This window comes from Vibrio sp. VP6 (genome assembly GCF_028823755.1).
Lineage (GTDB): Bacteria > Pseudomonadota > Gammaproteobacteria > Enterobacterales > Vibrionaceae > Vibrio > Vibrio parahaemolyticus.
Genome location: NZ_JAPEID010000006.1, coordinates 180,237 through 191,823, shown reverse-complemented (window position 1 = coordinate 191,823; position 11,587 = coordinate 180,237). Strand labels below are relative to the sequence as shown.

General features: G+C 44.5%; 10 protein-coding genes and 1 pseudogene. 3 read left to right on the top strand and 8 right to left on the bottom strand.

Translation table 11 applies throughout. The features are described from left to right. Positions 1-1,787 (top strand): annotated as a pseudogene (locus OU793_RS06460) (calcium-binding protein); the annotation flags it as partial. 57 nt (positions 1,788-1,844) lie between these two features. On the opposite strand, the gene OU793_RS06455 reads toward OU793_RS06460, so the two are convergent. Both OU793_RS06455 and OU793_RS06450 read right to left on the bottom strand, forming a co-directional pair. After that, positions 1,845-3,038 (bottom strand): class I SAM-dependent methyltransferase, encoded by a 1,194-nt coding sequence (locus OU793_RS06455; RefSeq protein WP_005464224.1) that lies wholly within the window; start codon positions 3,036-3,038, stop codon positions 1,845-1,847. 183 nt (positions 3,039-3,221) lie between these two features. After that, a complete protein-coding gene (locus OU793_RS06450; protein ID WP_159404106.1) occupies positions 3,222-4,625 on the bottom strand; it encodes a methyl-accepting chemotaxis protein in 1,404 nt (467 codons plus the stop codon). Positions 4,626-4,716: 91 nt separating this feature from the next. Here OU793_RS06450 and yccX point away from each other — a divergent pair, with 91 nt between their 5' ends. Continuing rightward, positions 4,717-4,989 carry an acylphosphatase gene (gene yccX, locus OU793_RS06445; RefSeq protein WP_005486991.1) on the top strand — a complete coding sequence of 91 codons (273 nt, stop codon included), beginning with the start codon at positions 4,717-4,719 and terminating at the stop codon, positions 4,987-4,989. 2 nt (positions 4,990-4,991) lie between these two features. Here the strand turns inward: yccX and OU793_RS06440 are convergent, their stop codons facing one another. Beyond that, the gene (locus OU793_RS06440; RefSeq protein WP_015296771.1) at positions 4,992-5,321 is read right to left on the bottom strand and encodes a TusE/DsrC/DsvC family sulfur relay protein; all 330 of its coding nucleotides are present in this window, start codon (positions 5,319-5,321) and stop codon (positions 4,992-4,994) included. Between the two features lie 408 nt (positions 5,322-5,729). Here OU793_RS06440 and OU793_RS06435 point away from each other — a divergent pair, with 408 nt between their 5' ends. Beyond that, positions 5,730-6,104, top strand: a complete 375-nt coding sequence (locus OU793_RS06435) for a chromosome partitioning protein ParB (RefSeq protein WP_005490570.1) — start codon at positions 5,730-5,732, stop codon at positions 6,102-6,104. 76 nt (positions 6,105-6,180) lie between these two features. On the opposite strand, the gene OU793_RS06430 is transcribed toward OU793_RS06435, so the two are convergent. From OU793_RS06430 to OU793_RS06410, 5 genes are all read right to left on the bottom strand, one after another. Further along, positions 6,181-6,849: a Bax inhibitor-1/YccA family protein gene (locus OU793_RS06430; protein WP_005494926.1), complete on the bottom strand. Its 669-nt coding sequence runs from the start codon at positions 6,847-6,849 to the stop codon at positions 6,181-6,183. A gap of 251 nt (positions 6,850-7,100) precedes the next feature. Continuing rightward, a complete protein-coding gene (locus OU793_RS06425) occupies positions 7,101-7,850 on the bottom strand; it encodes an amino acid ABC transporter ATP-binding protein (RefSeq protein ID WP_005457131.1) in 750 nt (249 codons plus the stop codon). Positions 7,851-7,873: 23 nt separating this feature from the next. After that, the gene (locus OU793_RS06420; protein ID WP_005457129.1) at positions 7,874-8,971 is read right to left on the bottom strand and encodes an amino acid ABC transporter permease; all 1,098 of its coding nucleotides are present in this window, start codon (positions 8,969-8,971) and stop codon (positions 7,874-7,876) included. A gap of 1 nt (position 8,972) precedes the next feature. Next, positions 8,973-10,178, bottom strand: coding sequence for an amino acid ABC transporter permease (locus OU793_RS06415; protein ID WP_005457120.1), 1,206 nt, complete (start codon positions 10,176-10,178; stop codon positions 8,973-8,975). A 228-nt stretch (positions 10,179-10,406) separates the two neighbouring features. Next, a complete protein-coding gene (locus OU793_RS06410) occupies positions 10,407-11,435 on the bottom strand; it encodes an amino acid ABC transporter substrate-binding protein (protein ID WP_005457119.1) in 1,029 nt (342 codons plus the stop codon). Positions 11,436-11,587: the final 152 nt, after the last annotated feature.

The following is an 11,587-nucleotide window of genomic DNA, read 5'->3' as shown; positions in this document are numbered from 1 at the left end:
CCGACCCAGGGCCAGAAGATACGGTTACGGTAACTATGACCGGTCCAGCGAATGTCGTAGAAGGTGACACCACCACGGAGTACACCGTGACGCTGAGCGATCCGGCGCCAGTCGGTAGCATCGTCACGCTCGCTTACAGCTACACCACCGCGTCAGGTGATGACATCACCGAAACCACTCAAGCGATTATTGGGGCGGATGGCGTAACCGCCACGTTTACCATTGACACTGTCGATGATTCCGATGACGAGCCGGATGAAGTCTATCGAGTTAGTGTGGCTAGTATTGTCGATGGTGACGACAATCCTATTTTCGAGGCGCTTGACCTCACTAATGCGTATGTTGATACAACCATCATCGATAATGATGAGCCGAATACGCCGCCTACTGTTCGTAACTTCAACATTCTACTTGATGTAGAAGACGGTTTGTTCCCAATTCATGATGTAGATTTTGATGGAACAACAAGTGGTGGTGAGCAGCGAGTTGAAGACCTTGAAGATGATGCAGTGACAGCGAATGATGACGATATCCAAATCAAAGTTATTGACCTTCCAGATTATGGGGAACTCTACTATGTAGATGGTAACGGGCAAGAAGTTGTTATCGATGGGTCATCAATATTTGCAGAGAACACTGACGTTAAGTATCGTCTGACCGCAGATTTTTTTGAAGATCAACGTTTTGACTCAAATGATTTACTTGAAGAGTTCGACAAAGATTTTCTGGCTGATTCTGTAGATGTCAATGGTTTGAGCTTCTATGGTGGCCAAATTACTATTTCAGGCAATGATATCACCTTCGACTCTAACGCTCAGGTCAAGGTCGATTTTGCGAACCAGCAAGTTGGTTTGGTCGTTGTATCTCCTGGTGAGACTGGGAATGGGGATGAGATCAGCACTCACGAATATGTTGCAATAAAACTTGATGAAGGTCTTGAAGCTGACAAAGCGAAAATAAATCTCGCAAGTTTGAACGACCGCTTTAACAATGGTGGTGCTTGGATTACTGCATACATTTTCTTAGATGGTATTGTGGTTGATACTCAAGAAATACGAGCAGAAGACATCAGCTATAGTGGCAACCACGAAGGTACTGCAACGATAGAGCTTGCAAACGGAAGCTTCGATGAAATTCGGTTGTCGCCGGATACAGATAGCTCAAGTGATAAAGCAAGTTTTACATTGGTAGGCACAGAGATTACCAGCTTCACTCAAGTGAGTGATTCGTTTGAGTACAAAGCCATTGATTCTGATGGTTTAGAAAGTGACTCCAGTGCAACGGTAGCGGTTGATTTCGAGAACGTCACTGTAGATGCTGTCACGGCGCTTGGTTATCAAACCATGGCATTAAACTCTGAGCTGAATCTCATCATGGGTACGGATGGAGACGATATTCTGGTTGGTACCGACGGTAATGACATGATCATCGGTGGTTTAGGCAATGATATCTTAACGGGCGGTGAAGGTGATGACGTCTTCAAGTGGACAGAAATGCAGTCCGCAACTGATACCGTGACGGATTTCAGTGATGGTGATCAGCTTGATTTTACCGATGTATTTGATGATATGACGGGTACTGACATTTCCGCATTGCTTGATGATCTTGGTTCTGGAGACTACCGAGGACGCGTAGATGATATAACCGTAGAAGTGACTGAAAGTGGAGGTAACTCGACATTGACGATTAATAAAGATGGTCAACAGTTAGAAGTTAATTTCGATGGCGCATCGGCCGCAGATATCGCCAACAGCTTAATCAGTAATCTCGAACAGTTGAGAGAATAAGAAAAACGGAGCGAAAGCTCCGTTTTTTATGTCGTTCCGATAATCGCCAAAGAGCGATTAAAGCACTTTACAAGCAAAGCCTTTTAGGTAGAAACCTTCTGGGTATGCCGTATCGGTTGGGTGGTCTGCGGCTTGTTCAAAGCGCTCAACAAATTTCACTTGGCGGTTTGCGTCTACCGCTGCGTCAGCAATGATTTTTTGGAATAAAACTTGGTCCATTAAGCCAGAGCAAGAGTAGGTCAGTAGCGTGCCACCAGGTTTTAGAATTTGCATCGCCAACATATTGATGTCTTTATAACCACGACATGCGCCATTTAGTTGCGCTTTGCTTTCTGCAAACTTAGGTGGATCCATGATAACCACATCAAACTGAGTACCTTGGTCACGGTATTCACGAAGCAGTTTAAATACATCTGCGTTTAAGAAAACAGCGCGCTTTTTCGAGATATCAAACTCGTTCAGTTCTGCATTGTATTTTGCTGTGTCCAATGCTGGCTGAGATACATCCGCATTAATTACGCGTTTTGCGCCGCCTTTCAGTGCGTAAAGACCAAAGCCACCCGTGTAAGAGAAGCAGTTCAGTACTTCTTTATCTTTAACGTACTTCATCGCTTGTTGACGACTGTCACGCTGGTCTAGGTAGAAGCCTGTTTTATGTCCACCTACAATGTCGACACTGATTTTCACGCCGTTTTCTTCGATGACGACAGATTTTGGAGGCTCTTCACCGTGCAATACGCCAGTGGTCTCTTTCAAACCTTCTTTCTTACGTACTGCTACGTCAGAGCGTTCGTAGACATTGCAATCAGGGAAGCATTCAACCAATGCATCTACAATCGCTTGCTTGTTGTATTCTGCGCCTGCGCTGAGCAATTGACATACGAAGAAGTTTTGGTAGCGGTCAATCGTCACGCCCGGCAAGCCGTCAGATTCAGCGGCGATGAGTCGGTAACCTGTTAAACCATCACGTTCAATCACGTCTTCACGAAGAAGTTGAGCATTTTGAAAACGCTTCACGAAAAACGCTTTGTTGATTTCTTCTTTTTCAAAACTCCAAATACGAGCGCGGATTTGAGATTCTGGAGAATATGCCGCTTTTGCTAGCCATTTACCGTCGTGAGTGAACACATCAACTGTTTCGCCAAGAGCGGGTTCGCCCTCAACTTTACCGATGCCTCGAGAGAAGATCCAAGGGTGCTTGCGCTTAACCGATTTCTCACGACCTTTAACCAAATAGATAGCAGCTGTCATTTCATTTGCTCTTGTTGAATTTTGAAAGGGGCGTATTGTCCGGGATGTTGAGGGCAAAAGCAATATCCCTCAACAATCCAGTCATTTGCTAAACGGTCGGTATCGTTAGTCATTATCGTCGGCATAGCTGTTAGCAGGCATAAAAAAGGGCCACTTGCGTGACCCTGATTAACTGATATTTGGTTATGCTCTCAAACCAGTGAGGAGAGATTCCATCGTATCGCTTTGCTTACGCAACTGTTCGACGTTTTGCGAGGTCGTACTGATCATATTGCACACATTATCTGCTTGAACTCGGATTTCTTCGACGCTTGCGGCGATGTTATCTGCAACGACACCTTGTTCCTCAGCTGCAGTCGCAATTTGAATACTGCTGTCTGAGATGGTTTGGTTTTTATCGGCAAGCGAGCCAATCTCTTGGTTTACTTCTGCCATCAGGTTTTGACCTTCGTTGGCATTGTTTACCGTAACTTCCATAAGTTTGGTGAGGGACTGGCTGTTACGCTGTAACGATTCAATCATCGCTTGGATTTCAACGGTTGCTTGCTGAGTACGCCCCGCAAGAGCTCGAACCTCATCCGCAACAACCGCAAAGCCACGACCTTGTTCACCTGCACGAGCCGCTTCAATGGCAGCATTCAATGCAAGTAGGTTGGTTTGTTCTGAGATGCCGTTGATTGTTGTCACCACTTCATCAATTTGCGCTGCGTTTGCATCTAGCTCTTCAACCGCTTGAGAAGCAGATTGAATCTCATTCGACAGATTTGAAATCGAGTGAAGCGTGTTTTCGACTTTCACTTGGCCTGATTGAGCCACACTACGTGCATCATCCGTCTGTGTGCTTGAGTCGTGAGCCAGTGTCGCAACTTCACGAATCGTTGATGCCATCTGCTCCGTTGCACTTGCAAGAGAGTTGAGGTGTTCTTGTTGCGTCGCAGAAATTTCAGAACTGTGGTGAATCGATTGATTCAAGTCCGAGCTGATTTGCTGCATAAGAGCGACAGACTCTTGGATAGATTGAACCATTTTTTGTTCACGCTCCGCGACTTTATCAATCGTGATGGCGATTTCACTGAACTCATCACGAACAGGGAAGAAATTCATCCGCGCGGTTAGGTCGCCATCAGCAAGCGTGTTTAGCGCCTTGTTCATGGTGAACATTGCGCTACCGATGAACGTCATGATGTAGTAAACACCTAACGCGAGAACAAACAAGCTCACGCAGATGATGCTCACTTGAGTCATTGATAGGGCAGTCCACAGAGAAAGCTCATGATTCGCAACCAAACTGAATGCGCCATTCAATACCGATACAGATTGCGGTCCTGTACCAATAGAGACTGTCTCTGAACCCGCAATAAGATTTGCTACTTGAGCTTGAGAAAGATTACCAGCCTCTATCAACCCTTTCATGAGCATCAACTCTTCCTGATACATACCTGAGATCAGAGAATTAGCCGCGCTATTGAGGACGAGAGTAAGAATGACTAGAGCAAGAAGAGGGAGAATGAAGAGCAAGTAGAACTTTTCTTGAATCTTTAAGTGAATGAGATACTTATCAATCCAGCGGAAAGGAATTTCTTTCATAATTATTATAACCATACGAAAACCCACTATCCTTAGTGGGGTGAATAAGACAAAACGAATATATCACTCAATAATCAGATGCGGTACAAAGATGAACGTAAAGTGTGAGAGATTTATAGTTAAAGGTCACGTTCAAGGGGTTGGCTTTCGTTACCATACTTCGCACCAAGGTTTAAAGCTTGGTTTAACGGGCTACGCGAAGAACTTGAACAATGGCGATGTAGAAGTGATGGCTTGTGGGCCTAAAGAGAAAATTGACCAGTTTTGTGAATGGTTACAAGAAGGTCCGCGGACGGCGACAGTAGAAAGCGTTACGCGAGAGAGCGTATCGTACAAACCATTCCGCGGATTTAAAATTCTATAATATTACAGGCACTTAGCTGGTTTAGGTAAACCTGCTAGCTTTGTTGCTTGTTTTGCTGGGCCTTTTTTGAACAGCTTGAACAAATATTTGCTGTTGCCTTTTTCTGGGCCGTGTGCCTTTTCCATTGCCTTGACAAGCATTCGCACTGCTGGAGAGGTATTAAACTCTTCATAAAACTCGCGCACAAAATGCACAACTTCTAAATGAGCATCAGTAAGTTCGATGTCTTCTTCTTTTGCTAAAAGCTCAATCATGCCTTCTTCCCACTGAGTATGATCCAGTAGGTAGCCTTGAGCATCAGTTTCAATTTCTTTGCCGTTGTAAACGAACATAACGTCTTATCCGTTAAGTGAACATGGATGTTTATAGATTAGCGCACACGTTAGGAAGTTCTCAACAAAAGAATCCTGAAGTCGTACTGAGCGAAGCAAAAGCATACAAAGTAGCAGGGCTTTAATGAATACTGATGATGTGTCCAAAACTCACTACTATGCAGAAAAATAATAAATTATTCAGCTTGTTAAAAATTTACCGGGGGTAATACCAAGACATTTGCATTTATATTCGGATTTATTCATTTTTATTATCGTTTTTTGATAGTCAGCTGTCTAATTAATGAAATTTTGTTTAAGGATGAATCGGTTACGACGTTGTGTTTATTCCTTTGGGTCGATATTCTCTGGGTTTGATAACCGACCTGTGCTCAGGTTAGAAACAAAACTCATGACAAGGAGTCAGTCATGTCGACACAACGTTACATTGAGATTAATGACAACGTAAAATCCACTTGGTCTATTGAGCGTATTTGGAAGCTTGCAGAATCCTTACCCGTAGAAGAAATTTCCATTGATGACATTAAAGGTCCGAATGAGGTGACCTGGTTTAGTGATGAAGGGCCGCAGCCAACCTGTCGTGAAATCGCGAAACATTGCCAACGCATCAACAATGCCGATGTATCGTATCCCGTGATCTTAACTAGTGACTACCGAGTCTTTGATGGTATGCACCGAATCGCCAAGCAAATCATGTTAGGAGAGGAAACGATCAAAGTGAGACGCTTTAGAGAAAATCCAGAAGCAGACGAAGTTATCGAGTTGTCTGTAGAGCAGGCGTAATACACTGAATTGCACACAAAGAAAAAGCCCGAAGGAATTACCTTCGGGCTTTTTGATTTTACTTAACGAGAAACGATTAATCGTCGTTCATGATGCCTAGAATGCTTAGTAGGCTAGTGAACAAGTTAAGGATGTTTAGGTACATCGAAATTGTTGCACTGATGTAGTTTGTTTCTTCGCCACGAACGATACGACTTGTATCGAATAGGATGAAACCAGAGAACACGAGTGCAGAAACACTGCTGATTACTAGGTGAGCCATTGTTGAACCAACGAAGATGTTAATCAGCGCTGCAACGATCACAATGATCAAACCTGCCATCAGGAAGTTGCGCATGAAAGAGAAATCTTTCTTGCTTGAAATGGTGTAAGCCGATAGGCCAAGGAACACCATACCAGTCAAACCTAGAGCTTGAGCAATGATAGTAGGACCGTTTGGAATTGATGCGTAGTAGTTAAGCATTGGACCTAAAGCACCACCCATTAGAGTCGTGAAAACGAATGTCCAAACGATACCAGATGATGAGTTGATTGCCTTTGGCATAACAAAGAACAAAATACCAATCGCTGCAAGCTGCATTACAATCGCCATGATTGGTGAAATTTGCATTGCCATAGTCGCGACTGCTGCGATAGCACTGGTCATCAGTGTCATCGACAGTAGGAAGTAAGTGTTTTTCAGTACTTTGTTAGTTTCTAGTGTATTAGGAACACTTGTTGAACGAGTAAACATTGGACTGTTCATAATTATCCTCAATAAGGGAGTTTACTATTGGTACATTTATGGGGCTGAAAGTTCAAAAAATCAAGCCCTTTCCATGCATATCCTAGATAAAATGATAATGGAAATAAGATGTTATGTATGTGGCAACTTGTAACACAATATTACCACCAAGAGTTTTTGCGTTGGTGCTCACAACGATTGGTGATGTAAATGACAAAAAGCACTGGCTTCATTCGAAATCAGTGCTTTTAAAGCGTTATCTGCGTTGATGATTAATGATGCAGGATTTGCGCTAAGAAGTTTTGCGTGCGATCCGATTGAGGATTCTCAAAGAAGTCGACCGGGTTGTTCTCTTCTATGATTTCTCCTGCGTCCATAAATATCACGCGATCGGCGACTTCTTTAGCAAAGCCCATTTCATGGGTTACACACAGCATGGTCATGCCTTCTTCCGCCAATTCGACCATAACGTCCAACACTTCACGCACCATTTCAGGGTCGAGCGCAGAGGTTGGCTCATCAAACAGCATGACTTTAGGGCTCATACACAATGAGCGGGCAATCGCTACACGCTGTTGCTGACCACCAGATAACTGACCTGGGTATTTATCGGCTTGGTCTGGGATTTTAACGCGTTTGAGATATTTCATCGCAACCGCTTCCGCTTCCTCTTTCGGCATCTTTTTCACCCAAATAGGCGCAAGTGTGCAGTTTTCCAAGACCGTTAAGTGTGGAAAGAGGTTAAAGTGTTGGAAGCACATTCCAACTTCACGTCGCACGGCTTCGATGTTTTTCAAGTCTTCCGTAAGCTCTGTCCCAGAAACAAAAATGCTGCCTGCTTGATGCTCTTCAAGGCGATTGATACAGCGAATCATGGTCGATTTCCCTGAACCTGAAGGGCCACAGATAACGATTTTTTCGCCTTTCTTTACATTTAAGTTGATGTTTTTTAGTACGTGAAACTCACCATACCATTTGTTCATGTCCTTCAACTGGATCATATAGTCTTGTTGTTGCGTCATAATACGTCCTTGATCTTGATGAGTTATCGTTTGTGACCGGTATGAAGTTTGTTTTCGAGCCATATTGAGTAACGTGACATACCAAAACAAAATACCCAGAACACTAACGCGACAAATACATAACTTTCGGTAGCAAAGCCGAGCCATTCGGGGTCGGTGTTTGCTGCTTGTCCAATACCGAGCACATCGAACATACCGATGATCAGTACCAGACTGGTGTCTTTAAATAGGCCAATGAATGTGTTTACGATGGAAGGAATGGTGATCTTAAGTGCCTGTGGCAAAATGATCAGGCCTGTTTTCTTCCAGTAACTCAAACCTAACGCATCGGCAGCTTCATATTGTCCTTTTGGAATGGCTTGCAAACCACCACGTACCACTTCTGCCATGTAAGCCGCGCTGAACATGACCACACCAATTAAGGCACGAATAAGTTTGTCCGTCTCGGAACCTTCAGCTAAGAACAGCGGTAACATAACGGACGCCATGAATAGTACGGTAATCAGTGGAACGCCACGCCATACTTCAATGTAAATCGTACAGATGCTGCGTATGATGGGCATATCAGAGCGTCTACCTAGAGCCAGTGCGACACCGATCGGTAATGAAACCACAATACCAACAAGCGCGATGATCAGTGTGACCAGCAATCCGCCCCATTTGTGCGTTTCAACTACTTCCAAGCCAAACACACCACCGTAGAGAAGCGCAGCAACGATAAACGGATAGATGTTGACAAAGAACAGCCAAATCCATAAGCGTTTTGGTGTTTTTTCATAGGCAAGAAGCACAGTGAAAATCGCGAGCGTGATGTAAAACAGGCGAGGACGCCAAAGTTCTGCTTCTGGGTAGAAGCCGTACATGAACTGCTCCCAGCGAACACTGATGAACACCCAGCATGCACCTTCTCGGCTACAGTCATCACGCGTTGAGCCAATCCAGTCAGCATTAATGAATGCCCAATCGACAATATGCCAAAGCGCATTAAAAACGATATAAGCAAGAATAAGCGTGACAATGGAGTTGACTGGGCCATTAAACAAATTCTTGCGTAACCACCCAACCACGCCAACAGTATTTGATGGTGGCGGGAGATCGGGCTGAAATTGATGTGTACTCATATTATCTCTCCACCAGCGCAACTTTGCGGTTGTACAAGTTCATCAACGCAGACGTGAGCAAGCTCAGCGTTAGATAAACGCCCATTGTCATCGCGATGATCTCAATGGCTTGTCCTGTCTGGTTCAAGGTTGTACCAGCAAACACAGAAACCAGATCCGGATAACCAATTGCCATTGCCAACGAAGAGTTCTTCGTGAGGTTCAAGTATTGGCTTGTGAGTGGAGGAATGATGATTCTCAAAGCTTGGGGGATAACAACCAGCTTGAGCGTTTTAGCACGAGGTAAACCAAGTGACATCGCGGCCTCTGTTTGACCATGACTCACCGCGTTGATACCGGAGCGTACGATTTCCGCAATAAAGGCGGCGGTGTAAACACTTAACGCCAATAACAAAGCTGCCAGCTCAGGAATGATGCTGATCCCACCTTTGAAGTTGAAACCTTTCAGCTCTGGGTATTCCAAAGAGATTGGCATACCGGAAACGAAGTAAACCAGCAGAGGCAAGCCAACGAGAAGCCCTAAACCAATTCGTCCCATCGGGGTTTGTTGGCCTGTTAGGCGTTGTTTGTTTCTAGCCCAAATAGAGATAGAGATCGTAGCGATAAGCCCGATAACAAACGCAGCAATTACCACACCACTGCCTTCATTAAACACAGGCGCAGGAAAATAAAGCCCACGCACGTTTAAGAAGATAGCTTCGCCAAGGCTCAAACTTTGTCTTGCCGATGGTAATGCTTGCAGTACTGCGAAATACCAGAAAAAGATTTGCAGAAGAAGGGGGATATTTCGAAACGTCTCAATGTAAACCGCAGCTAAACGGCTAACTAACCAGTTTGTAGAGAGACGCGCTACACCCATCGTAAAACCAATCGCGGTGGCGAGAATAATACCCAGCACAGAGACTAATGCTGTATTCAAAAGACCCACGATAAACGTTCTGCCGTAAGAATACGTTTCGTTATACTCAATGAGAGTTAACCCGATACCAAAACCAGCTTCTTGGTTCAGGAAACCAAAGCCTGTCGCGATGCCCCGAGCATCGAGGTTATTTAACGCATTGTTGATGATGGTATAAAAGAAAAATACCAGTGCAGCTATAGCAATGATCTGGAAAATAGCAGAACGAAAGGCAGGATTATAAATCAAGCTCTTGCTTCCGCTCGGTTTGGACATCGTACTTGGCGATGTATCTTTAGTCGGTTTCATACAGCGATAACCTCAAACCTTAGTTATAGATATCACTCTGTATAAATAAGTGGTTGTCCCTAAAGGCTTAACCTAGTGTTAGCTTGCAATAGATTTGTAGCGCGAGTTACTCGCCCAAACCCATATCATACTGACCAAGGCTTATTCCAGCCAATGAGCGATCCTTACTCATCCAGATTGATATATTCAAGAAAAAGGGCGGCATGAACCGCCCTGATTAACTCGTTTCTAACGGATTGGTGGCGCGTACATGAAGCCGCCGGCATTCCAAAGTGCGTTAACACCACGAGCGATCTCTAAAGGCGAACCTTTACCGACTGTGCGCTCAAAGCTTTCGCCGTAGTTACCCACTTGTTTGACGACTTGGTAACCCCAATCATCACGAATGCCAAGGCCTTTACCTTTCGGACCATCAACACCCAAAATACGTTTGATGTTTGGATCTTGAGATTTTAACATCTCATCCGCATTCTTAGAGGTAATGCCGTATTCTTCCGCATTCACCATTGCTGCTAACGTCCACTTAGCGATGTTGAACCACTGATCGTCGCCTTGACGAACCACAGGGCCAAGTGGCTCTTTAGAAATGATTTCAGGAAGAACCGCCGCAGAAGAAGGATCTTTCAGATTCAAACGAAGTGCGTACAGACCAGATTGGTCAGTCGTTAGCACGTCACAGCGTCCGGCATCGAAACCTTTTGAGGTTTGCGCCGCCGTATCAAACACCACAGGTTTGTACGACATGCCGCTGTTGCGGAAGTAATCCGCTAAGTTGAGTTCGGTTGTTGTACCTGACTGTACGCAAACTGACGCACCATCAAGCTCTTTAGCGCTAGAAATGCCAAGATCTTTCTTGACCATGAAACCTTGACCGTCATAGTAGTTAACGCCAACAAAGTTTAGGCCTAGCGCAGTATCTCGGTGTAGTGTCCAGGTAGTGTTACGAGAAAGCACATCGATTTCACCCGATTGAAGTGCAGTGAAGCGTTCTTTCGCGGTTAGGGGTACATATTTAACTTTCGTTTTATCCCCAAGAACGGCTGCAGCCAGTGCTTGGCAATATTCTACGTCGATACCTTCCCATTCACCTTTTGAGTTAGGGTTTGAGAAACCAGGTAGACCGGTACTTACGCCACAAGTAAGGAAACCTTGTTTTGTGACTTTGTCCAGAGTCGTGTCTGCTGCTTGTGCTGATGTCGCCATCATGGCAGTAGAAGCCGCTACGACGGAAGCAAGAATTGTTAGTTTGTTTGCCATTTGTATCCTTCCTGTATGATCCATGTTTAATCAGGAGTGACCTGAAATAACTTGTCCAATTTATTAGTATTTATTGTCCTACGTGGTTGATTTTCGAAGAAACGGCAATCGATAAATCAACCAGTTATAAGCGTAGGAAAGGATCTGTTAAT

Bases quoted from the DNA above. Each gene is read 5' to 3' on its own strand.
- OU793_RS06420 (WP_005457129.1), bottom strand. From the start codon at position 8,971: ATGAGTACACATCAATTTCAGCCCGATCTCCCGCCACCATCAAATACT.
- OU793_RS06450 (WP_159404106.1), bottom strand. From the start codon at position 4,625: ATGAAAGAAATTCCTTTCCGCTGGATTGATAAGTATCTCATTCACTTA.
- OU793_RS06455 (WP_005464224.1), bottom strand. From the start codon at position 3,038: ATGACAGCTGCTATCTATTTGGTTAAAGGTCGTGAGAAATCGGTTAAG.
- OU793_RS06430 (WP_005494926.1), bottom strand. From the start codon at position 6,849: ATGAACAGTCCAATGTTTACTCGTTCAACAAGTGTTCCTAATACACTA.
- OU793_RS06415 (WP_005457120.1), bottom strand. From the start codon at position 10,178: ATGAAACCGACTAAAGATACATCGCCAAGTACGATGTCCAAACCGAGC.
- OU793_RS06435 (WP_005490570.1), top strand. From the start codon at position 5,730: ATGTCGACACAACGTTACATTGAGATTAATGACAACGTAAAATCCACT.
- OU793_RS06425 (WP_005457131.1), bottom strand. From the start codon at position 7,850: ATGACGCAACAACAAGACTATATGATCCAGTTGAAGGACATGAACAAA.
- OU793_RS06410 (WP_005457119.1), bottom strand. From the start codon at position 11,435: ATGGCAAACAAACTAACAATTCTTGCTTCCGTCGTAGCGGCTTCTACT.
- OU793_RS06440 (WP_015296771.1), bottom strand. From the start codon at position 5,321: ATGTTCGTTTACAACGGCAAAGAAATTGAAACTGATGCTCAAGGCTAC.
- yccX (WP_005486991.1), top strand. From the start codon at position 4,717: ATGAACGTAAAGTGTGAGAGATTTATAGTTAAAGGTCACGTTCAAGGG.